The organism is Streptomyces sp. NPDC018833 (assembly GCF_044390825.1).
In the GTDB taxonomy this organism is placed as follows: Bacteria; Actinomycetota; Actinomycetes; order Streptomycetales; family Streptomycetaceae; genus Streptomyces.
This window is the reverse complement of the sequence record NZ_JBIRZM010000021.1, coordinates 15,174-35,903: the sequence shown is the minus strand read 5'-3', so window position 1 is coordinate 35,903 and position 20,730 is coordinate 15,174. Positions and strand designations below refer to the sequence as shown.

Annotated in this window: 19 protein-coding genes and 2 pseudogenes; 14 read left to right on the top strand and 7 right to left on the bottom strand. The window is 71.2% G+C overall.

Annotated features, from left to right (window positions below; all coding sequences use genetic code 11):
• Positions 1-118 precede the first annotated feature (118 nt).
• The 12 genes from ACH5AF_RS31090 (at position 119) to ACH5AF_RS31035 (ending at position 11,387) form a co-directional block, all read left to right on the top strand.
• Positions 119-1,399 carry a GAF domain-containing protein gene (locus ACH5AF_RS31090; protein ID WP_398906290.1) on the top strand — a complete coding sequence of 427 codons (1,281 nt, stop codon included), beginning with the start codon at positions 119-121 and terminating at the stop codon, positions 1,397-1,399.
• A gap of 386 nt (positions 1,400-1,785) precedes the next feature.
• The gene (locus ACH5AF_RS31085) at positions 1,786-1,869 is read left to right on the top strand and encodes a putative leader peptide (protein ID WP_310650533.1); all 84 of its coding nucleotides are present in this window, start codon (positions 1,786-1,788) and stop codon (positions 1,867-1,869) included.
• A 115-nt stretch (positions 1,870-1,984) separates the two neighbouring features.
• Positions 1,985-3,682 carry a nitrite/sulfite reductase gene (locus tag ACH5AF_RS31080; protein WP_398906288.1) on the top strand — a complete coding sequence of 566 codons (1,698 nt, stop codon included), beginning with the start codon at positions 1,985-1,987 and terminating at the stop codon, positions 3,680-3,682.
• Between the two features lie 145 nt (positions 3,683-3,827).
• Positions 3,828-4,007 carry a hypothetical protein gene (locus ACH5AF_RS31075; RefSeq protein ID WP_398906286.1) on the top strand — a complete coding sequence of 60 codons (180 nt, stop codon included), beginning with the start codon at positions 3,828-3,830 and terminating at the stop codon, positions 4,005-4,007.
• Positions 4,004-4,699, top strand: coding sequence for a phosphoadenylyl-sulfate reductase (locus ACH5AF_RS31070; protein ID WP_398906284.1), 696 nt, complete (start codon positions 4,004-4,006; stop codon positions 4,697-4,699). Before ACH5AF_RS31075 ends, ACH5AF_RS31070 begins: the two co-directional genes overlap by 4 nt.
• The gene (cysC, locus tag ACH5AF_RS31065) at positions 4,681-5,265 is read left to right on the top strand and encodes an adenylyl-sulfate kinase (RefSeq protein ID WP_398906281.1); all 585 of its coding nucleotides are present in this window, start codon (positions 4,681-4,683) and stop codon (positions 5,263-5,265) included. The genes ACH5AF_RS31070 and cysC overlap by 19 nt, the downstream gene beginning before the upstream one ends.
• Positions 5,262-6,215 carry a sulfate adenylyltransferase subunit CysD gene (gene cysD / locus ACH5AF_RS31060; protein WP_398906279.1) on the top strand — a complete coding sequence of 318 codons (954 nt, stop codon included), beginning with the start codon at positions 5,262-5,264 and terminating at the stop codon, positions 6,213-6,215. Before cysC ends, cysD begins: the two co-directional genes overlap by 4 nt.
• A gap of 2 nt (positions 6,216-6,217) precedes the next feature.
• Entirely contained in the window at positions 6,218-7,561 is a 1,344-nt protein-coding gene (locus ACH5AF_RS31055) for a sulfate adenylyltransferase subunit 1 (RefSeq protein ID WP_398906277.1), read from the top strand.
• Positions 7,562-7,779: 218 nt separating this feature from the next.
• Positions 7,780-8,889: an ABC transporter substrate-binding protein gene (locus tag ACH5AF_RS31050; protein ID WP_398906276.1), complete on the top strand. Its 1,110-nt coding sequence runs from the start codon at positions 7,780-7,782 to the stop codon at positions 8,887-8,889.
• Positions 8,890-8,925: 36 nt separating this feature from the next.
• Positions 8,926-9,714, top strand: a complete 789-nt coding sequence (locus ACH5AF_RS31045) for an ABC transporter ATP-binding protein (RefSeq protein ID WP_398906274.1) — start codon at positions 8,926-8,928, stop codon at positions 9,712-9,714.
• Entirely contained in the window at positions 9,701-10,597 is an 897-nt protein-coding gene (locus ACH5AF_RS31040) for an ABC transporter permease (protein WP_398906272.1), read from the top strand. The genes ACH5AF_RS31045 and ACH5AF_RS31040 overlap by 14 nt, the downstream gene beginning before the upstream one ends.
• Before the next feature lie 7 nt (positions 10,598-10,604).
• The gene (locus ACH5AF_RS31035) at positions 10,605-11,387 is read left to right on the top strand and encodes a sirohydrochlorin chelatase (RefSeq protein ID WP_398906271.1); all 783 of its coding nucleotides are present in this window, start codon (positions 10,605-10,607) and stop codon (positions 11,385-11,387) included.
• A gap of 265 nt (positions 11,388-11,652) precedes the next feature.
• On the opposite strand, the gene ACH5AF_RS31030 is transcribed toward ACH5AF_RS31035, so the two are convergent.
• The 5 genes from ACH5AF_RS31030 to ACH5AF_RS31010 form a co-directional block, all read right to left on the bottom strand.
• Positions 11,653-12,249: a TIGR03086 family metal-binding protein gene (locus tag ACH5AF_RS31030; RefSeq protein WP_398906269.1), complete on the bottom strand. Its 597-nt coding sequence runs from the start codon at positions 12,247-12,249 to the stop codon at positions 11,653-11,655.
• A gap of 65 nt (positions 12,250-12,314) precedes the next feature.
• A complete protein-coding gene (locus tag ACH5AF_RS31025) occupies positions 12,315-12,959 on the bottom strand; it encodes a DsbA family protein (protein ID WP_398906268.1) in 645 nt (214 codons plus the stop codon).
• A gap of 131 nt (positions 12,960-13,090) precedes the next feature.
• The gene (locus ACH5AF_RS31020; RefSeq protein ID WP_398906266.1) at positions 13,091-13,489 is read right to left on the bottom strand and encodes a DUF4440 domain-containing protein; all 399 of its coding nucleotides are present in this window, start codon (positions 13,487-13,489) and stop codon (positions 13,091-13,093) included.
• Complete coding sequence (locus ACH5AF_RS31015) at positions 13,482-14,030, bottom strand: DUF1697 domain-containing protein (protein ID WP_398906264.1); 549 nt, start codon at positions 14,028-14,030, stop codon at positions 13,482-13,484. The genes ACH5AF_RS31020 and ACH5AF_RS31015 overlap by 8 nt, the downstream gene beginning before the upstream one ends.
• A 188-nt stretch (positions 14,031-14,218) precedes the next feature.
• Positions 14,219-15,418, bottom strand: a complete 1,200-nt coding sequence (locus ACH5AF_RS31010) for a S8 family peptidase (protein WP_398906262.1) — start codon at positions 15,416-15,418, stop codon at positions 14,219-14,221.
• Between the two features lie 377 nt (positions 15,419-15,795).
• On the opposite strand from ACH5AF_RS31010, the gene ACH5AF_RS31005 reads away from it, so the two are divergent.
• Positions 15,796-18,051: an MMPL family transporter gene (locus tag ACH5AF_RS31005; RefSeq protein ID WP_398906260.1), complete on the top strand. Its 2,256-nt coding sequence runs from the start codon at positions 15,796-15,798 to the stop codon at positions 18,049-18,051.
• A 73-nt stretch (positions 18,052-18,124) separates the two neighbouring features.
• Here ACH5AF_RS31005 and ACH5AF_RS31000 read toward each other — a convergent pair.
• Positions 18,125-18,631 (bottom strand): annotated as a pseudogene (locus ACH5AF_RS31000) (nucleotide disphospho-sugar-binding domain-containing protein); the annotation flags it as partial.
• A gap of 436 nt (positions 18,632-19,067) precedes the next feature.
• Positions 19,068-19,337 (bottom strand): annotated as a pseudogene (locus ACH5AF_RS30995) (sugar ABC transporter permease); the annotation flags it as partial.
• 47 nt (positions 19,338-19,384) lie between these two features.
• On the opposite strand from ACH5AF_RS30995, the gene ACH5AF_RS30990 reads away from it, so the two are divergent.
• Entirely contained in the window at positions 19,385-20,245 is an 861-nt protein-coding gene (locus ACH5AF_RS30990; protein ID WP_398906259.1) for a phosphotransferase enzyme family protein, read from the top strand.
• The last annotated feature ends 485 nt before the right edge of the window (positions 20,246-20,730 follow it).

The following is a 20,730-nucleotide window of genomic DNA, read 5'->3' as shown; positions in this document are numbered from 1 at the left end:
AAGGGTTGCAACGTTGTATGGCATATGGCAGCGCGTTGTGCCCGACGAGGGGGAGGATGGCAGGGCACGCCCCAGACCACCCCCCGCTCCGGACGCTGGCGTCATCGAGGAGGCCCCAGTGCAAAACGCATCGCTCGACCTCGCAAGGCTCGCGGCCATGGACACCGCGGAGGCCAGCAGGCTGCTGAAGGGCGTTCGGGACGCGGCGCTCGCCGGACGCCGGCCGCGGGTGGGCCCGCGCACGGATATCGACGAGTCGTGGCAGCGGATGCTGCGCGGCGGGGTGGATCCCGACCGGGACCGCAGGGCGGGCCTGCTGCCGCTGGAGGAGATCGAACGCCGCAGGCTGGCCTCGCCGCTGCTGGACGTGCTGCCGGTGCTCCGCGACGGCCTGGTGTCCATCGCGGAGGCGGCGCAGCACATCATGGTGATCTCGGACGCGGAGGGCCGGCTGCTGTGGCGGGAGGGCAGCGCGGCGGTGCTGCGCAAGGGCGACGCGCACGGCTTCGTCCTCGGCGCGGACTGGTCCGAGAGCGTGGTCGGGACCAACGGCGTCGGCACTCCCCTGGTGACCCGCCGTCCGGCCCAGGTGCACTCGGCCGAGCACTTCGTCTCCACGCACCACACCTGGACCTGTGCGGGTGCCCCGCTCACGGATCCGCGGGACGGGAAGCTGATCGGCGTCGTCGACATCAGCGGGCCGCTGTCCACCATGCATCCGGCGACGCTCGCACTGGTCACCTCGGTCACCAAGCTGGCCGAGGCCGAGCTGCGCAACCGCCATCACGAGGCGCTGGACCGGCTGCGCAGTGCGGCGGTGCCGCTGCTGGGCCGGATCGGCGGCCGTGCCGTGGCCGTGGACGGCAACGGCTGGTCGGCCGCGGTGGCCGGGATGGCACCGCCCGGCAGACTGGCGCTGCCCAAGTCGGTGCGTGCGGGGCGGCTGTGGCTGCCGTCGCTCGGCATGTGCTCGGTGGAGCCGCTGCCCGGCGGCTGGCTGGTGCGGGTGGACGAGGAGCACGCCGGGCCCGTGGTGCCGGGGCGGGTGGTGCTGGACCTGAGCCGGCCGTGGCGGCCGTCGGTGCGGGTGTCGGGCGGCCTCGGCAGCTGGGCGTACGAGCTGAGTCCGCGCCATGCCGAGCTGCTGTACCTGCTGGCGCTGCACCGGGACGGGCGCAGTGCGGCGCAGCTGGCGGAGGACATCTTCCAGGACCGGACGAGGACGGTGACGGTGCGGGCCGAGATGTCGCGGCTGCGGCGGTATCTCGCGCAGGTGCTGGCACACCGGCCCTACCGGTTCGCCGAGGACCTGGAGGTGCAGGTGGTCACGCCGAAGTCGCCCGGGGACCTGCTGCCGCACTCGACGGCCGCGGCCGTACGGCAGGCGCGGGCGGCCTGACCCCCGCACGGCGGGCACGGGCGGCCCTGACCCTCGCGCAGCGGACGCGGGCGGCCCGACCCCCGCACACCCGGCATGCCCGACCCGCCCACGGCACGGCGGGCACAACGGGCCGCCCACTCGCACCCGGTACCAGCACCCCACATCCGGCACCGCCCCCACCACCGCACGCCCCGCATCACCGGCCCCACCACCTCGCTCCCGGCAGGAGGCGCCCGGCCGGCCGAGGCGGACGACGCGGTGTCCTCCGGCCCGTGGCCCGGCGCCGGCGTCTGAACGCCCTCGCTGCCGTGACCCACGACACACTGTCTCGCGATGCGGGACAGTGTTGTCCACATTATGGATGTCGGTGGACTGAGTCCAAACTCCCATGACACGCTTCCGTCATGTCTAGCACTGGAATTGCCTTGGTGAGTCGGCGGCACGTCGACCTCGGCCGCATGTCCAGCGCCATCTGTCCGGCCTGCTGACAGCCCAGCACAGCCGCGCTTCCCCCTGCTTCACCCCGCCCTGCGCACCGTCGCGCCCTCGTCGCGAGTGTGCAGCTCAGAGCCGCCCTCCTGCAGTCTCGAAGGACATACCGCCATGGCCGCCACCCCCGAAAAGCCCGTCCCCGCGACGCCCCGACGCAAGACCGGACGCCACCGCGGCGAGGGCCAGTGGGCCATGGGACACCACACGCCGCTCAACGGCAACGAGCAGACCAAGAAGGACGACGACGGTCTCAATGTGCGGACGCGCATTGAGACGATCTACGCCCACCGCGGTTTCGACTCCATCGACGGGGCCGACCTCCGCGGACGTATGCGCTGGTGGGGCCTGTACACCCAGCGCAAGCCCGGGATCGACGGCGGCAAGACCGCGATCCTGGAGCCGGAGGAGCTGGACGACGAGTTCTTCATGCTCCGGGTGCGCATCGACGGTGGCCGGCTGACCACCGAGCAGCTGCGCGTCATCGGCGAGATCTCGCAGGAGTTCGCGCGCGGCACCGCCGACCTCACCGACCGGCAGAACGTCCAGTACCACTGGATCCGCATCGAGGACGTCCCGGAGATCTGGCGCCGGCTGGAGGCCGTCGGCCTGTCGACGACCGAGGCGTGCGGCGACACCCCGCGGACGATCCTCGGTTCCCCGGTGGCCGGCATCGCCGAGGACGAGATCGTCGACGGCAGCCCGGCCATCGACGAGATCCACCGCCGGTTCATCGGCAACAAGGACTTCTCCAACCTGCCGCGCAAGTTCAAGACCGCGATCTCCGGCTCCCCGCTGCTGGACGTGGCGCACGAGATCAACGACGTCGCCTTCGTCGGCGTGAACCACCCCGAGCACGGTCCCGGCTTCGACCTGTGGGTGGGCGGCGGCCTGTCCACCAACCCGAAGCTGGGTGTGCGCCTCGGGGCCTGGGTTCCCCTTGACGAGGTCCCGGACGTCTGGGAAGGCGTCATCTCGATCTTCCGGGACTACGGCTACCGCCGGCTGCGCAACCGCGCCCGCCTGAAGTTCCTCGTCGCCGACTGGGGCGCGGAGAAGTTCCGCCAGGTGCTTGAGGACGAGTACCTGAAGCGCAAGCTGGTCGACGGCCCCGCTCCTGAGCAGCCCGTCGAGCACTGGCGCGACCACGTCGGCGTCCACCGCCAGCAGGACGGCCGCTTCTACGTCGGCTTCGCCCCACGCGTGGGACGGGTCGACGGCGCCACCCTCACCAAGATCGCCGACCTGGCCGCGGCGCACGGCTCCGGCCGGCTGCGCACCACCGTCGAGCAGAAGATGATCGTGCTCGACGTCGCCGAGGACCAGGTCGACTCCCTCGTGGCCGGCCTGGAGGCCCTGGATCTGAAGGTCAAGCCCTCACCGTTCCGGCGGGGCACGATGGCCTGCACCGGCATCGAGTTCTGCAAGCTCGCCATCGTCGAGACGAAGGGCCGCGGCTCCGCGCTGATCGACGAGCTGGAGCGCCGGCTCCCCGAGTTCGACCAGCCCCTCACCATCAACATCAACGGCTGCCCCAACGCCTGCGCCCGTATCCAGGTGGCGGACATCGGCCTCAAGGGCCAGCTCGTGCTGGACGACGCCGGCAATCAGGTCGAGGGCTACCAGGTGCACCTGGGCGGCGCGCTGGGCCTGGAGCCCGCGTTCGGCCGCAAGGTCCGCGGTCTGAAGGTCACCTCCGACGAGCTGCCCGACTACGTGGAGCGGGTCCTGAAGCGCTTCGCGGCGGAGCGCGAGGAGGGCGAGCGCTTCGCGACCTGGGCGGCGCGTGCGAGCGAGGAGGCCCTGTCGTGAGCTGGGGGCACCTCCCAGCGGTAGCTGGGGGAGCACGCGCGGCCGCCGGGCTGCAGGCGACGACGCTGGCCGCACCTCTGCGCCGCGTAAGCGGAGATGAGGGTGCCCCCGGGCCGAAGGCTCCGGGGGAGAAAAGGGAGACACCGTGAGCGAGCGGGCCGCCCCCTTCTACTGCCCGTACTGCGGCGACGAGGACCTGCGTCCGAGCGAGCAGGGTCACGGTGCGTGGGAATGCGCGGCATGCAACCGGGCCTTCCAGCTGAAGTTCCTCGGGCTCCTGGCCCGGGGACTCGGAACAGACAGCAGTGGGAGGGAAGAGATATGACGACTGTTCAGCAGGACCTCAAGTCCCTTGCCGAACGGGCCGGACGCGACCTCGAGGACGCCTCTGCGCCGGACATCCTGCGCTGGGCGGCCGACACCTTCGGCAAGCGGTTCTGCGTCACCTCCTCCATGGAGGACGCGGTCGTCGCCCACCTCGCATCCCGCGTCTTCCCGGGCGTCGACGTCGTCTTCCTCGACACCGGCTACCACTTCGAGGAGACCATCGGCACGCGTGACGCCGTGGACGCCGTCATGGACGTCAACGTCATCACGCTGACCCCGCGCCAGACCGTGGCCGAGCAGGACGCCGAGTACGGCCCGAAGCTGCACGACCGTGACCCCGACCTGTGCTGCGCCCTGCGCAAGGTCAAGCCCCTCGAAGAGGGACTGACCGCGTACGACGCGTGGGCCACCGGCCTGCGCCGCGACGAGTCCCCGACCCGGGCCGGCACCCCGGTCGTCGGCTGGGACGAGAAGCGGCAGAAGGTCAAGATCTCGCCGATCGCCCGCTGGACCCAGGACGACGTGGACGCGTACGTCGCCGAGCACGGTGTCCTGACGAATCCGCTGCTCATGGACGGCTACGCCTCCGTCGGCTGCGCCCCCTGCACCCGCCGGGTGCTCGAGGGCGAGGACGTGCGCGCCGGCCGCTGGGCCGGGCGCGGCAAGACCGAATGCGGGTTGCACGGCTGATGACGAACACTCAGAAGGACCAGGAGATCAACGTGACCGGAGCCACCGTCTGGCTCACGGGTCTGCCGAGCGCCGGCAAGACCACCATCGCGTACGAGCTGGCCGGCCGGCTGCGCGCGGAGGGCCACCGGGTCGAGCTGCTCGACGGCGACGAGATCCGCGAGTTCCTCTCGGCGGGCCTCGGCTTCAGCCGCGAGGACCGGCACACCAATGTGCAGCGAATCGGCTTCGTCGCCGAACTGCTCGCGTCCCACGGGGTGACGGTGCTCGTCCCCGTCATCGCCCCGTACGCGGACAGCCGCGAGGCCGTGCGCAAGCGCCACCAGCAGGAGGGCACCGCATACGTCGAGGTGCACGTCGCCACTCCGGTGGAGGTCTGCTCGGTGCGCGACGTGAAGGGCCTGTACGCCAAGCAGGCGGCCGGCGAGATCAGCGGGCTGACGGGCGTCGACGACCCCTACGAGGAGCCGGAGTCGCCCGATCTGCGGATCGAGTCCCAGAACCAGACCGTGCAGGAGTCCGCCCAGGCGGTTCACACGCTGCTGACAGAGAGGGGTCTCCTGTGACCACGAGTGTGCATGTCCTGAGCGAGGCTGCAGACAATTCCGGGGGCGCCAGCCCTTACGCCCTCTCCCACCTCGACGCGCTCGAGTCCGAGGCGGTGCACATCTTCCGCGAGGTGGCGGGTGAGTTCGAGCGGCCGGTGATCCTGTTCTCCGGCGGCAAGGACTCCATCGTCATGCTGCACCTGGCGCTGAAGGCGTTCGCGCCCGCCGCGGTCCCCTTCTCGCTGCTGCACGTGGACACCGGGCACAACTTCCCCGAGGTCATCGAGTACCGCGACCGTACGGTCGAGAAGCACGGGCTGAGGCTGCACGTCGCCTCCGTGCAGGAGTACATCGACGCCGGCAAGCTCCGCGAGCGCCCCGACGGCACCCGCAACCCGCTGCAGACCGTGCCGCTGACCGAGGCCATCCAGCAGCACCGCTTCGACGCGGTGTTCGGCGGCGGCCGCCGCGACGAGGAGAAGGCCCGCGCCAAGGAGCGGGTGTTCAGCCTGCGCGACGAGTTCTCCCAGTGGGACCCGCGTCGCCAGCGGCCCGAGCTGTGGCAGCTCTACAACGGCCGCCACGCTCCCGGTGAACACGTCCGTGTCTTCCCCCTGTCCAACTGGACCGAGCTGGACGTCTGGCAGTACATCCAGCGGGAGGGCATCGAGCTGCCGCAGATCTACTTCGCCCATGAGCGCGAGGTGTTCAAGCGGGCCGGCATGTGGCTGACCGCGGGCGAGTGGGGCGGCCCGAAGGAGTCCGAGACGACCGAGAAGCGGCTGATCCGCTACCGCACCGTCGGCGACATGTCCTGCACCGGCGCCGTCGACTCCGACGCCACCACGCTGGACGCCGTGATCGCCGAGATCGCCGCATCCCGGCTCACCGAGCGGGGCGCGACCCGCGCCGACGACAAGCTGTCCGAGGCCGCGATGGAAGACCGCAAGCGCGAAGGGTACTTCTAGAGATGACCAGCACCACCGAGCAGCTGGCCGAGCAGCTTTCGGCCACCACCCTGCTGCGCTTCGCGACCGCCGGGTCCGTCGACGACGGCAAGTCCACCCTGGTGGGCCGGCTGCTGCACGACTCCAAGTCGGTGCTCGCCGATCAGCTGGAGGCCGTCGAGAGAGCCTCCCGGGGCCGCGGCCAGGAGGCGCCCGACCTGGCGCTGCTCACCGACGGTCTGCGGGCCGAGCGCGAGCAGGGCATCACGATCGACGTCGCGTACCGCTACTTCGCCACGCCCCGGCGGCGGTTCATCCTCGCCGACACCCCCGGCCATGTGCAGTACACCCGGAACATGGTGACCGGCGCGTCGACCGCCGAGCTCACGGTGATCCTGGTCGACGCCCGCAACGGCGTCGTCGAGCAGACCCGCCGCCACGCGGCGATCGCCGCACTGCTGCGCGTCCCGCACGTGGTCCTCGCCGTCAACAAGATGGACCTCGTCGACTACGCGGAGTCCGTTTTCGCCGCCATCGCCGAGGAGTTCACGGCGTACGCGCTCGAACTCGGCGTCCCGGAGATCACCGCGATCCCGATCTCGGCGCTGGCCGGCGACAACGTGGTGGACCCGTCGGCGAACATGGACTGGTACGGCGGCCCGACCTTCCTGGAGCACCTGGAGACGGTCCCGGTCAGCCACGACCTGAGCCACTGCCACGCCCGGCTGCCCGTGCAGTACGTGATCCGGCCGCAGACCGCCGAGCACCCGGACTACCGGGGCTACGCGGGCCAGATCGCGGCCGGCACCTTCCGGGTCGGCGAGGAGGTCACCGTGCTGCCCTCGGGTCGCACCTCGCGCATCTCCGGCATCGACCTGCTGGGCAGGCCCGTCGACGTCGCCTGGACGACCCAGTCGGTGACCCTCCTGCTGGAGGACGACATCGACGTCTCGCGCGGCGACCTGATCGTGCCGAGCAAGGACGCGCCCCCGACCACCCAGGACGTCGAGGCGACCGTCTGCCACGTCGCCGACGAACCGCTCACCGTCGGCCACCGCGTGCTGCTCAAGCACGGCACCCGCACGGTCAAGGCGATCGTCAAGGACATCCCGTCCCGGCTCACCCTCGACGACCTCTCCCTGCACCCGCACCCGGGTCGGCTGGTCGCCAACGACATCGGCCGCGTGAAGATCCGTACGGCCGAGCCGCTGCCGCTCGACTCGTACGCCGATTCCCGGCGCACCGGCGCGTTCATCCTGATCGACCCGGCCGACGGCACCACGCTCACCGCGGGCATGGTCGGCGAGTCGTTCGCGTCGCCGGAGCCGGTCAGGGACGAGGGCGACGACGACGGCTGGGACTTCTGACATGACCGACATCTTCGGGACCTTCGCCAAGGAGGGCGGCCGGATCGGCAGCGGCGTCCTCGGCGCGGGCACGGGCGGGGTGGCGCGATGTGGGCGATGACGTACGCGCACTGCTCGCGCGCCCACACCCCCCGCACCCAGCACCGACGAAGACCGCCGACGACCCGGCCGCGTCCCACCTGACGCCGAGGCCGGGCCACCGAGAGGACAGCCCACCCGTGTCAGCCATCCGCACCACCGTCCGCCGCAGCCTCGCCGCTGCCACCGCCCTGCCCCTGCTGGCCGTGGCGCTCACCGCCTGCGGCTACGGCTCCCAGGCGAAGGAGGACAAGGTCGCCCCCGCCGCCAAGGGTGAGAAGATCGGCGGTCTGGACACCGTCAAGGTCGGGTACTTCCCGAACCTGACGCACGCGACCGCCCTGGTCGGCGACCAGGAAGGCATCATCCAGAAGGAGCTCGGCGGCACGCAGCTGTCGACGGCGACCTTCAACGCCGGTCCGTCCGAGATCGAGGCGCTCAACGCCGGCTCGATCGACATCGGCTTCATCGGCCCCTCGCCCGCGGTCAACGGCTATGTGAAGTCCCAGGGCAAGAGCCTGCGGATCATCGGCGGCTCGGCCTCCGGCGGCGTCAAGCTGGTGGTGAACCCGAAGAAGATCAAGACTCTGGACGACGTCAAGGGCAAGAGGATCGCCACCCCCCAGCACGGCAACACCCAGGACGTGGCGTTCCTCAACTGGATCAACGAGAAGGGCTGGAAGGTCGACCCGGAGAGCGGCAAGGGCGATGTCTCCGTGGTCCGCACGGAGAACAAGGTCACCCCGGACGCCTACAGGTCCGGTGCGGTCGACGGCGCGTGGGTGCCGGAGCCGACCGCCTCGAAGCTGGTCAGCGACGGGGCGAAGGTGCTGCTCGACGAGTCGACGCTGTGGCCCGACAAGAAGTTCGTGATCACGAACGTGATCGTGTCGCAGTCGTTCCTCAAGGAGCACCCGGACGTCGTCGAGGCGGTTCTGCGCGGCACGGTGAAGACCAACGAGTGGATCAACGCCAACCCGGGCAAGGCGAAGGCGTCCGCCAACGCCAAGCTCGCGGAGCTCACCGGCAAGGCGCTGCCGCCTGAGGTGATCGACCCGGCGTGGACGTCGATGCAGTTCACCGACGACCCGCTGGCCGCGACGCTCGACGCGCAGGCCGGGCACGCGGTGAAGGCGGGTCTGCTGGAGCAGCCGGATCTGGCCGGGATCTACGACCTGCGGCCGCTCAACAAGGTCCTTGAGGCCGAGGGCAGGCCCTCGTTCGCCGACGCCGGGCTCGGCGTCAAGTAACTGCCCTATCAGCCGAGTTCCCAGGAGGTGACGACCATGGCCACTGCCATCGCCAAGGCCGACGACCGCGTGCGCACCGAGTACGCGGCCCGGATCGGGCATGTCTCCAAGTCCTTCGCCGGGCCCGCCGGCACCCAGCTCGTCCTGGACGACATCACCCTCGATGTCGCTCCCGGTGAGTTCGTCACGCTCCTGGGGGCCTCGGGCTGCGGCAAGTCGACGCTGCTCAACCTGGTCGCGGGCCTCGACCGGCCGTCCGCGGGGTCCATCGAGACCCCCGACGGCCGGCCGGCCCTGATGTTCCAGGAGCATGCGCTGTTCCCGTGGCTGAGCGCGGGCAAGAACATCGAGCTGGCGTTGCGCCTGCGCGGGGTGCCGAAGGCGGAGCGCCGCGGCGAGGCGGAGCGGCTGCTGGAGCTGGTGCGGCTCGGCGGCGCGTACGGCAAGCGGGTCCACGAGCTGTCGGGCGGCATGCGGCAGCGAGTCGCGATGGCCCGTTCGCTGGCGCAGGACAGCCGACTGCTGCTGATGGATGAGCCGTTCGCGGCACTGGACGCCATCACCCGCGACGTGCTGCACGACGAGCTGACCCGTATCTGGCGGGAAACCAACGTCTCGGTCCTGTTCGTCACGCACAACGTGCGGGAGGCGGTGCGCCTCGCACAGCGCGTGGTGCTGCTGTCGTCACGGCCGGGGCGTATCGCCCGTGAGTGGACCGTGGACATCGATCAGCCGCGGCGCATCGAGGACCCCGCCGTGGCGGAGCTGTCCGTCGAGATCACCGAAGAACTGCGTGGGGAGATCCGCCGACATGGCCAGCACTGACACGACCGCGAAGGCCAAGGCCGGGAACGACGATCTCGCGGGACTCGAAGCCGGTCTCGACGCGCTGGACGCCGTACAGGTCACCCGTACCCCGGTGCGCGAGGTGCTGCTGAAGAAGGTCCTCCCGCCGCTGGCCGCCGTCGCCCTGGTGCTGGTGGCGTGGCAGCTGCTGGTCTGGGCCGAGGTCACCGAGGACTACAAGCTGCCCGCCCCGTCCACGGTGTGGGACAACCTGTCCGAGATGTGGTTGCAAGGCACCCTGTTCGAGGTCATCTGGACGAGCGTGTCCCGCGGCCTGCTGGGCTTCCTGCTCGCCCTCGCGATCGGTACGCCGCTCGGTCTGCTGGTCGCCCGGGTGAAGTTCGTCCGCGCCGCGATCGGTCCCATCCTGTCCGGTCTCCAGTCGCTGCCTTCGGTGGCCTGGGTGCCGCCCGCGGTGATCTGGCTCGGTCTGAACGACTCGATGATGTTCGCCGTGATCCTGCTGGGCGCGGTGCCCTCCATCGCGAACGGGCTGCTGTCGGGCGTCGACCAGGTGCCGCCGCTGTTCCTGCGGGCCGGCCGCACACTGGGCGCCACCGGGCTCAAGGGCACCTGGCACATCGTGCTGCCCGCGGCGCTGCCCGGATACGTGGCCGGCCTCAAGCAGGGCTGGGCGTTCTCCTGGCGGTCGCTGATGGCCGCGGAGATCATCGCCTCCTCCCCCGACCTGGGCCTGGGCCTCGGCCAGTTGCTGGAGAACGGCCGCAACAACGCCGACATGGCCGGGGTGTTCTTCGCCATCATCCTGATCCTGATCGTCGGCATCGCCATCGACCTGCTGATCTTCAGCCCGCTGGAGCGGTGGGTGCTGCGCAGCCGCGGTCTCCTGGTCAGGAGCTGAAGTCACGATGCACAGCCCCGTCCTCCTCGTCATCGCCCACGGCAGCCGCGACCCGCGCCATGCCGCGACGGTGCACGCCCTCGTCCGGGGTGTGCGGTCGCTGCGGCCGGGGCTGCGCGTCGAGGTCGGCTTCCTGGACTTCAACCTCCCGTCGGTGACGGGCGTGCTGGACCGGCTCGCCGCCGAGGGCGTGCGCGATGTGGTGGCGCTTCCGCTGCTGCTGACCCGTGCCTTCCACGCGAAGGCGGACATCCCCGCCGTCCTGCGGCAGGCGCCCACGTCGCTGCGGGTACGACAGGCCGAGGTGCTCGGCCCATCGCCGTTGCTGCTGTCCGCCGTCCACCGGCGGCTGTACGAGGCGGGGCTGACCCCCGCCGACAAGAGCTCGACCGGCCTGGTGCTGGCATCGGCGGGCTCCACGGACCCGGAGGCGATCGCAGTGATCGCCGAAACAGCGCGGGAGCTGCGGCACACCGGTTGGTGCGCCGTGCGACCTGCGTTCGCCTCCGCATCTCTGCCCCGCACCGAGGACGCGGTGCGCGAGTTGCGCGCCCTCGGCGTCCACCGGGTGGCGGTCGCGCCGTACGTGATCGCCCCCGGGCGCCTCCCGGACCGCATCGCCGAGGGCGCGCGCGACGCGGACGTGCTGGCCGATGTGCTGGGCCCCGGGCCGGAGCTGGCCCGCCTGCTGCTGACCCGCTACGACGGGGCGCGGGCGCGGGACAGGGTGTTCGCGGTGACCGCGTCGGCCTGTCTTTCCGGGCCGGTCGGTCACGCGGTGACCGCGTAGGTCCGGCGTCCGGACCGCGAGCGGACCACCCGGTCACACGGTGACCGCGTCAGCCTCACCTTCCCGACCGGCCGGTCACGCGGTGACCGCGCAAGCCCGCCGTTCCGGACCGCGAGCGGACCACCCGGTCACACGGTGACCGCGTCAGCCTCACCTTCCCGACCGGCCGGTCACACAGTGACCGCGCAAGCCCGCCGTTCCGGACCACGAGCGGACCACCCGGTCACACGGCGACCGCGTCAGCCTCACCTTCCCGACCGGCCGGTCACACAGTGACCGGCGCGCTCCAGCGGGGGTCGCGCCCGGCGGCCGCGAGGGCCCGCTCGAACGCCGTCGCCGACGGCCGCGCCGCGACGGGGGCGGCGAACCCGTCGTACTGCCGGTAGACCTCGGCGTGGGTGTCGACGACGGCGAGGACGAACGCGCCGGCCGCGGCGGAGATGCGGTACTCCTGTCCGGTGGCACGGGCCAGGTCCCAGCCGTGGACGGCCAGTTCCTTGGTGATCAGCGAGGCGATCTCGCCGGCGGGCATGGTCGCGAAGCCGAGGTCCACCTCACCCGCCCACACCGCCGGGTCCGACCAGGCGGAAAGGGCGCGGTCCAGCTGCTCGGCGTATCCCCGTGCCCAGTCGCCGTCCGCCGTGAAGTCACGACCGGTCAGGTCCTCGGGGAGCTGCTTGCGCCGGGCGCGGTGTTCCAGGCCGTGCGATGTGTAGAGCACGAGATGGTTGACGAGCGCCGCGACGTCCCAGTCGGTGCACGGCGTCGGCCCGGTGAGCGCGCCCACGCCCACGCCCCGGGCGAGGCGCGCGGCCTCGGCGGCGCATTCCGACAGATACGGGTACACGGTGTCCTTGTCCATGCCGCACATCCTGCGCCGCGCCGTACGGGCGGGTCTTGAACAAACGCGACAGCGCCGCCGCCGGCTCAGTCGAAGACGAGGTTCCCGATGCGGGCGCGCTTGACCTCGAAGAGGTCGGGGTGGTTCGCGAGCACGCGGAAGCTGTCGAAGAGGGCGACGGCCTTCTCGCCCCTGGGAATGGCGTTGAGGACCGGGCCGAACCAGACGGTGCCGTCGACGTGGAGGGTGGGTGTGCCGACGTACCCGTCGGCCGCGGGGTCCTTGCCCTTGTCGTGGCTCGTGCGCACCGCCTTGTCGTACGACGCGTCGTGTGCGGCCTCGGCGAGCGCGGCGGGCAGGCCGAGTTCGGCCAGGGATTCGGTGACGACCGCGGCGAAGTCGTCGTTCCTGTCCCGGTGGATACGGGTGCCGAGTGCGGTGTAGAGGTCGCGCAGCACCCCGTCGCCGTGCTGTTCGGCGGCGGCTGCCAGGACCCGTGCCGGGCCGACGGAGCGGTCGACGAGATCGCGGTACCAGTCGGGCAGTTCGTTGCCGATGTTGTGCAGGAAGAGGCTCATCTGGCGGAACCGGAGGTCGAGCGCGCGCTCGTGCTCGACCTGAAGGATCCAGCGGGAGGTGATCCAGGCGAAGGGGCAGACGGGGTCGAAGTAGAAGTCGACGACGGTCTTGTCGACGCCGCTTCGGCCGTCGGTGTTCGGCGCGGTGTCCATGTCGTCGACCCTAGCCAGGAAGTGGCACTCCCCAATGGTCCACTTGACGCCCGTTCTCCTGGGCCATTCCGGCGCGCACGGCCCCCCGGTTCACTCCTCTCGCCTCACTCGCCCGGCCTCACTCCCCCGGCTCACTCCGCCGCGACGGGCGACGGCGCGTCCGCCTCCGCGAAGCGGGTGCCCTGGTGGAAGTAGAGCAGCCACTCGCCGCCGGTCAGCCGCCAGATGGAGCTGCGGTGGGCGCGATGGCCGCCGGACTCGGTGTCGAAGGTCAGATGCACCACGTCGGGGGCGAGCTGCACGCCCTGCATCCGGGACGTGGTGATCGGCCGGGGGGCGGACGCATCGTGCGACGGCAGTTCGGCCAGGATCGAGGCACGGTTCCAGAGCCGGCCCGAGGTGCCGAACTCCACGTAATCGGGGTGGAGGAGCCGCGCGAGCAGTGCGGGTGTGGACCTCACGGTCGGGTCGAGCAGCCGGAACTCCGCCTCCATCGCGGCGTTCACGGCATCGGTCGCGGGGTCAGTCACGGGTCTTCTCCACCAGTTCGAGGACGGTGTTCCAGTTGCGGGTGGTGGCGACCACGCCCTCCAGCAACCGGGGTCGCGCCAGGGTGGCGGCGAGCTTCGAGCGGCCGAGGCCTCCTGGTGTGTACAGGTAGATGGCCCGGTCCCCGAGCCGGAACTCCTCCGGCAGGTGGGCCGCGGCATCGACGGACGCCAGCCGCTCCGGCGCGATCGGCTCGGAGAGGAAGGTCACGTGCAGTTGCCTGCCCGGCAACGCGGGCTCGGGGAAGGGGCAGGCATCGGCGACCGACCGCAGGTAGGCGCCGTCGCGCACCAGGGTGTCGACACGGAACCCGAAGGTCTTCTCCAGGGCCGCCTCGATCCCGGCGGCGAGCGCCTGCTCGTCACGCGCGGGACCGGCGAAGACCACGTTGCCGCTCTGCAGATAGGTGCTGACGTCTCGGTGTCCCAGATCCTCGAGAATCACCCGGAGTTGGGCCATGGGGACCTTCTTGCTGCCACCCACGTTGATTCCGCGCAGCAGCGCCGCGTACCTCTTCGTCATGCGCGCACCTTCGTCATGCACACACGATAAGACGGCCGCCGCGCCCCGTGGGGGAGGGCACGGCGGCCGCCGGCTCACCGGCGGGCGCGCCGCAGGGGTGCCGCTCGGGTGCCGCGGAACGGCCGGCCCGGACGACACCCCTCGGGGGCCCTGCTCACGTCACGGTCGACGGGAGGCAGGGCCCTTGGTCACTCGACGACCTTGAGCAGCTTGTTCGGCGTGCCCCCGGACGGGTTGGTGATCTTGTCGGACGTGGCGCCGTCGGTGAGCGCCTTCGCGACCTCCGCCGGGGCGGCGTCCTGGTGTCCGGCGAGGTAGACCGCGGCGGCACCGACGACGTGGGGGGTCGCCATGGAGGTGCCGGAGATGGTCTTGGTGCCTTCGTCGCTGTCGTTCCAGGCCGACGTGATGTCCGAGCCCGGCGCGTAGATGTCCACGATCTCACCGAAGTTGGAGAAGTCCGACTGGGCGTCGTCCTTCGTGGACGAGGCGACCGTGAGGGCCTCCTGGACGCGGGCCGGGGAGCCCTGGCCCGCGTCGCTGGACTCGTTGCCCGCGGCGACACCGAAGGTGACACCGGCGGCGATCGCCTTGCGGACCGCCTCGTCGAGCGCCTCGTCGGCGCCGCCGCCGAGGCTCATGTTGGCGACGGAGGGACCCTGGTGGTTCTGGGTGACCCAGTCGATGCCCGCGACGACCTGCTCCGTGGTGCCGGAGCCGCTGTCGTCGAGCACCCTCACCGCGACGATCTTCGCCTTCTTGGCGACACCGTGCGCGGCACCGGCTATGGTGCCGGCGACGTGGGTGCCGTGGCCGTTGCCGTCGTCGGCGGAGTCGTCGTTGTCGACGGCGTCGAAGCCGTGGGCGGCGCGGCCCTCGAAGTCCTTGTGGGAGATGCGGACTCCGGTGTCGATCACATACGCCGTGACGCCTTCGCCGGCGGTGTCCGGGTAGGTGTACTTGCTGTCCCCGGCGGTGTCGGCCTGGTCGACGCGGTCCAGGCCCCAGGACGGCGGGTTGTCCTGGGTGGCGTTGATCGTGAACTTCTTGTTCTGCACGACCTTGGCGACGGCCGGGTCGGCGGCGAGGCGCTTTGCCTCGGTCTCCGAAAGGCCGCTGGCGGAGAAGCCGTTGATGGCGGAGCTGTAGTTGCGCCGCAGCTTGCCGCCGTACTCCGAGGCCAGCTCCTTCTTGTCGGCCTTCTGGTCGAGCATCACGATGTAGCTGCCGGCGACGGCGCCTTCGGCGTTCGCGCCGTAGATCTTGCCCTCGGCGGGCGCCGCGGCGCCGGCGAAGGTCGTGTTGAGAAGCGTGACTCCGGCTGCCGCCGCGACGGCCGTGATGGCCGCGGTGAGCTTCATCCGGTGGGAGCGCTTGTGAGTTGCCATGAAGAGGGGTCTCCTCGTCATCATTTGTGGGGGGATTGACCCGCGGACGGAAATTCTCCGGGGGCTGGCTCGAAACACTGACCGATTGACACGCTCAGATCAAGACCTTCATGTACCTGTGACTTACTCAACAAGGTTTCGCAATAAGAAATCGGCCAGGGGCCCACAAGTCGGACGCGGACCTCAACTCCCCATGGATGTAAGGGGCTTCCATCTCCTATGTCGGGGATGCGCCCCCTTCTGAAGGAGGAGGGAATTGCCGTTCGCAGTCGTCGGCCGGCAGGACGAGTCGACCTGATTACGCCCTTAGCTTCGAAAGGGAAACGGCGGCGGGCCGCCGCTATGTGTGGAGCGAAGCACGAGGGAGTGTAAAAGTTATGGGGAGAGCCCGAGGAGGTCCTCGAGGGATAGCCGCGCGGGCGGGCGGCTGGAGTGCTCGGCACCGCTGGGCCGCCGTGGGGATCTGGGTGCTGTTCGTCCTACTGGCCATGGTCGCGGGATCGGCCACGGGCCGGGTGGAACTCAAGGACAGCGAGCAACTGTCGGGCGAGACGACACAGGCGGCCCGCATCACCGAGGAGGCCGGCGTCGAGGAGCCGGCGGGCGAGAGCGTGCTCGTCCAGGCGCGGGACGGCTCGGTCAGGGCGACGGACCCCGCTTTCCGCACGGCCGTGGACGAGGTGATGAAGGCGGTCGACGGCACTCGTGAAGTCACTGCCGTGACCTCGCCGTACGACAGCGGCAGCATCTCGAAGGACGGGCGCAGCGCGCTCGTCCGGTTCAATGTGCGCGGTGACCCCGAGAGCGCGAGCGAGCGCATCGACCCGGTCCTCGACGCCGTCGCCGGAGTGCAGGAGCGCCACCAGGAGCTGCGGATCGAGGAGATCGGCAGCGCCAGCATGAACAAGACGTTCGACGAGGCCTTCGGCGACGACTTCCAGCGGGCCGAGTTCTCCGCGGTGCCGGTCGCGCTCGGCATTCTGCTCATCGCCTTCGGCGCGCTGGTCGCGGCACTGCTGCCGGTCCTGCTGGCCATCACCGCGATCATGGCGACGATGGGCCTGATGGGCGTCGTGAGCCATCTGATGCCGATGAGTGAGACGGCGAACTCGGTGATGCTGCTGGTCGGTCTTGCCGTCGGCGTCGACTACTGCCTGTTCTACCTGCGGCGCGAACGCGAGGAACGGGCTGCGGGCCGTGACGGCCGCACGGCGATCCTGATCGCGGCGGCGACCAGCGGCCGCGCCGTCGTGGTCTCCGGCGTGACCGTGTGCGTCGCCATGGCGGGCATGCTCTTCACCGGGATCGGTGAGTTCGAGTCGATGGGCCTGGCTTCGTTGATCGTGGTCGCGGTCGCGATGGTGGGATCCGTGACGGTGCTGCCCGCGCTGCTGTCCCTGCTCGGTGAGCGGGTGGAGAAGGGCCGTGTGCCGTTCCTGCGCCGCCTGAAGCGCGACGGGCAGGGCGGCGGCGGAAGCCGCGTGTGGACGAAGGTGCTCGGTGGTGTGCTCCGGCGCCCGCTGGTCTCGTTCCTGGTCGCGGCGGGCGCGCTGGTCGCGGTCGCCCTGCCGGCGGTGGGGATGAAGACGCAGAACTTCACCCTGGACCAGGAGTTCGGCGACTCCGTGCCGATCGTGGCGACGTACGAGCGCGTCAACGAGGCGTTCCCCGGCGGGGCGGACCCGGCGGAGGTCGTGGTCAGGGCCGACGACATCGACTCCGCGCCGGTGCGTCGCGCACTCGCCGACTTCCTTGAGCAGGCGGTGAGTTCGGGTGCCTCACACGGCCCCGTCGAGGTCGTCACGCACAAGAGGCAGAACCTCGCGTTCGTGTACGTCCCCCTGGTGGGCGGCTCCGACCAGGACCGGGCCGAGAAGAGCCTGGAGCTGCTGCGCGACAAGGTCCGCCCTGCCACGCTCGGCACGGTCGAGGGGGTCGAGGCGCCGATCAGCGGTCAGGTCGCGGGTTCGAAGGACTTCAACGACCAACTGACGGGCGCGGTGGCGCCGGTGTTCGCGTTCGTGGTGGTTTTCGCCTTCGTGCTGATGCTGCTGTCGTTCCGGTCGCTGACGATCGCGGCCACCTCGATCGTCCTCAACCTGCTGTCGGTCGGCGCGGCGTACGGCATCCTGACGGCCGTCTTCCAGCACGGCTGGGGCGCGTCGCTGGTCGGCGCGGAGGGGGTCGGCGCGATCATCGCGTGGCTGCCGCTGTTCCTGTTCGTGATCCTGTTCGGTCTGTCGATGGACTACCACGTGTTCGTGGTGTCCCGAATCCGCGAGGCGAAGCTCCAGGGCCGCGAGACGCGTGAGGCGATCACGCACGGCGTGGTGACGACGGCGGGCGTGGTGACGAGCGCGGCGGTCATCATGGTGGCGGTGTTCGCGATCTTCGGAACGCTGTCGATGCAGTCGATGAAGCAGATGGGTGTGGGCCTCGCGGCGGCGGTGCTGATCGACGCCACGATCATTCGCGGCGTGCTGCTCCCGGCGGTGATGGCGCTGCTGGGCGAGCGCAACTGGTACTTCCCGCGGTGGCTGCGCCGGCTGCCGGACCTGACGCACGACGAACACCCGCCGCCGGGGGCGGAGGGTGCGCCGGTCCCGCGCGAGCCGGAGCGGGTGAGCGCGTAGCCGGGCCGGAGGCGGGGGGACCCTCCGCCTCCGCGTCCTCCGGTTCGGGAAGGGCGGGGAGGAGGAGACCCCCTCACCCCACCAGCTCCGCCTCGATCAGATCCGCCGCCCTCACCGTCCCGCCCTCGTGGGACATCTCCTCCTGTATCCGGGCCAGTCGGGCCGACACCTCGCCGTCCGACACCAGCGACAGCACCGCCTCCCGCAGATCGTGCGCCGTCGCCTCCTGCGTCGACAGGCGGCGCGCCAGACCCAGCCCCACCAGCGTGTCCGCGTTGCCGAACTGGTCCACCGCCTGCGGGACCGCGACCATCGGGGTGCCCGTCGCAAGGCCCTCCTGACTGCCGCCCGCTCCGGCATGCGTGACGAACGCGTCCGCCTGGCGCAGCACCGACAGCTGCGGCACCCAGTCGTGGACCTCCACGTTCGACGGCAGCTCGCCGAGCTCCGCCGGCGAGACATGCCTGCCGATCTGGAGCACCAGGTGCCAGCCGGGCAGCCCGCCGAAAGCCTTCACGCATTCCCGGTAGAACGCCGGCTGCTTGGTGAACGTCGACCCCAGCGACACCAGCACGACCCGGGAACGCCGCATGCGGCAGGCGCACCGGGTGACCGTCGTCGCACAGACGGGCCTTACGGAGAACCGCCGCGCCCGAAAGCCCGTTTCAACGAGCCGGGGGTACGCGGCCGCATCGCCGGGCGCCGGCAGCAGCCGCGTACGCCGCTCGATGCGACCGATGCCGACGCCGGCGCACGGCACGGGACGGAAATCCTCGCGTCGCACCCTGCCGAGCAGTCACCAGTGCCACCGTGGCCAGTGGGCAACGGGTGAGCTGCGACCAACGGCCGTGGTCGCCGAACCGCTTGCGGGCGTACCGGCCGCGCCGATATCGAGCAGGAGGCGGCCGGGGCCCGGGGCCCGCGCCGGACGAAGCGTCCGGTCCGCCCCGCCCCGGCACCGCACGGGGCACGGGGCAGGGGGCACCGCACCGGGCACCACGCACCGCGCACCGCGCAGTGCGGCCGGCCTGCGCGTCGGTGAAGGCCAGAACGATGCCGTAGAGCAGCGGGCCGACGCTCAGCACCAGAATCGGGATCAGCGCGGGGAGGACGAGGAGCCAGGCCCCTGAGGCCGGTCTCCTCCCGGACCGCGCCGTTGCGGTCGCCGATGTCACCTGGTCGACTCCTTCGGGCGGCCCGGCCCTGACCGGGTCCTGGTCCGCCGCCCCGGCGGCTCCGTCATCGTGCTGACGGGTCGTCGGCTCGTCAAGACGGCCTGCACGGATGCAAGACTTTGCCGGACAGGCGGCAGGCACGGCGCTGGGAGAGAGCGATGGACGAGGCACGGGCGCGCGACGTACTGGCGGCGGCCGGGCTTCCGACCGCCGCCCAGGACGCCGCTCTCCTGGCGCTCGGCGAGAACGCGGTCTTCGCGACGGGCGACATCGTGGTCAAGGTCGGCCGGGACGCGGAACTGCTGCCGCGCGCCGAGCGGGAGCTGGCGGTGGCCTCCTGGCTGGCGGGCGCAGGTGTCCCCGTGGTGCGCGCCGCCGAGTCGGCACCCCGACTCGGCGACGGCCACCCGGTCACCCTCTGGTACCGGCTGCCCGCTGCCGTGCGCCCGGCTGAACCGGCCGATCTCGCACGGTTGCTGCTCCGTGTCCATGCGCTCGGTTCCCCCTCCTTCGCACTGCCCCGCCGTGATCTGCTGGGCGGGGTCGAGCGGTGGCTGCGGCTCGCCGGGGACGCGATCGACCCCGCCGACGCCGCCTTTCTGCGCGAACGCCGGGACGGCTACGCCGAGGCGGCGGCAGCCCTCACGCCCCACCTGTCCCCCGGCCCCATCCACGGCGACGCGCTCCCCCGCAATGTCCATGTGGGCCCGGCCGGGCCGGTGCTGGTCGACCTGGAGACCGTCTCCTTCGATCTGCGCGAACACGACCTCGTGGTCATGGCACTGTCCCGCGACCGCTACGGCCTCGACCCGGCCGCCTACGACGCGTTCACCGCGGCCTACGGCTGGGATGTGCGCGAGTGGGACGGCTGCGCGGTCCTGCGCGGCGCGCGCGAGACGGCAAGCTGCGCCTGGGTTGCCCAGCACGCACCCATGAACCCCAAGGCGCTCGACGAGTTCCGCCGCCGGGTGGCGTCCCTGCGCGACAACGCCCCCGAGGTGCGCTGGTACCCCTTCTGACGCCACGCCCCATCAGGTCCCGGTACGTGCCGAGCGGCGCTCCTGTCGGCAGCGGAGCCTGCCAAGGCCTCGCCCAGGACGCGGACCGCCGGGACGCGGGACCCGGCGAGACGCCGGCGCGGCGTCATGCCCTGGTTGCCTCAGGTCCCAGGACGGCGACCGCCGAAGGGCGAGGAGTACCGAGAAAGTGGACCACAGGTGCGGCCACCGCAGGTGCCGAGACGCGGACCGCCCAGACCCAGGGACCGCGCATCAGACCCAACCGCCGCAGACCCCAAGCCCCGGACCAGCCGCCACGCAAGGACCCCCGCCGGGTCCCCGACGACAACCGCACAGACCCACGGACCGCGCATCAGACCCAACCGCCGCAGACCCCAAGCCCCGGACCCGCCGCCACGCAAGGACCCCCGCCGGGTCCCCGACGACAACCGCACAGACCCACGGACCGCGCATCAGACCCAACCGCCGCAGACCCCAAGCCCCGG

Coding starts and splice junctions, on each gene's coding strand:
- ACH5AF_RS31085 (WP_310650533.1), top strand. CDS start 1,786: ATGTCTAGCACTGGAATTGCCTTGGTGAGTCGGCGGCACGTCGACCTC.
- cysC (WP_398906281.1), top strand. CDS start 4,681: ATGCGGGTTGCACGGCTGATGACGAACACTCAGAAGGACCAGGAGATC.
- ACH5AF_RS31005 (WP_398906260.1), top strand. CDS start 15,796: ATGGGGAGAGCCCGAGGAGGTCCTCGAGGGATAGCCGCGCGGGCGGGC.
- ACH5AF_RS31080 (WP_398906288.1), top strand. CDS start 1,985: ATGGCCGCCACCCCCGAAAAGCCCGTCCCCGCGACGCCCCGACGCAAG.
- ACH5AF_RS31030 (WP_398906269.1), bottom strand. CDS start 12,249: ATGGACAAGGACACCGTGTACCCGTATCTGTCGGAATGCGCCGCCGAG.
- ACH5AF_RS31025 (WP_398906268.1), bottom strand. CDS start 12,959: ATGGACACCGCGCCGAACACCGACGGCCGAAGCGGCGTCGACAAGACC.
- ACH5AF_RS31055 (WP_398906277.1), top strand. CDS start 6,218: ATGACCAGCACCACCGAGCAGCTGGCCGAGCAGCTTTCGGCCACCACC.
- ACH5AF_RS31040 (WP_398906272.1), top strand. CDS start 9,701: ATGGCCAGCACTGACACGACCGCGAAGGCCAAGGCCGGGAACGACGAT.
- ACH5AF_RS31015 (WP_398906264.1), bottom strand. CDS start 14,030: ATGACGAAGAGGTACGCGGCGCTGCTGCGCGGAATCAACGTGGGTGGC.
- ACH5AF_RS31070 (WP_398906284.1), top strand. CDS start 4,004: ATGACGACTGTTCAGCAGGACCTCAAGTCCCTTGCCGAACGGGCCGGA.
- ACH5AF_RS31045 (WP_398906274.1), top strand. CDS start 8,926: ATGGCCACTGCCATCGCCAAGGCCGACGACCGCGTGCGCACCGAGTAC.
- ACH5AF_RS30990 (WP_398906259.1), top strand. CDS start 19,385: ATGGACGAGGCACGGGCGCGCGACGTACTGGCGGCGGCCGGGCTTCCG.
- ACH5AF_RS31035 (WP_398906271.1), top strand. CDS start 10,605: ATGCACAGCCCCGTCCTCCTCGTCATCGCCCACGGCAGCCGCGACCCG.
- ACH5AF_RS31010 (WP_398906262.1), bottom strand. CDS start 15,418: ATGGCAACTCACAAGCGCTCCCACCGGATGAAGCTCACCGCGGCCATC.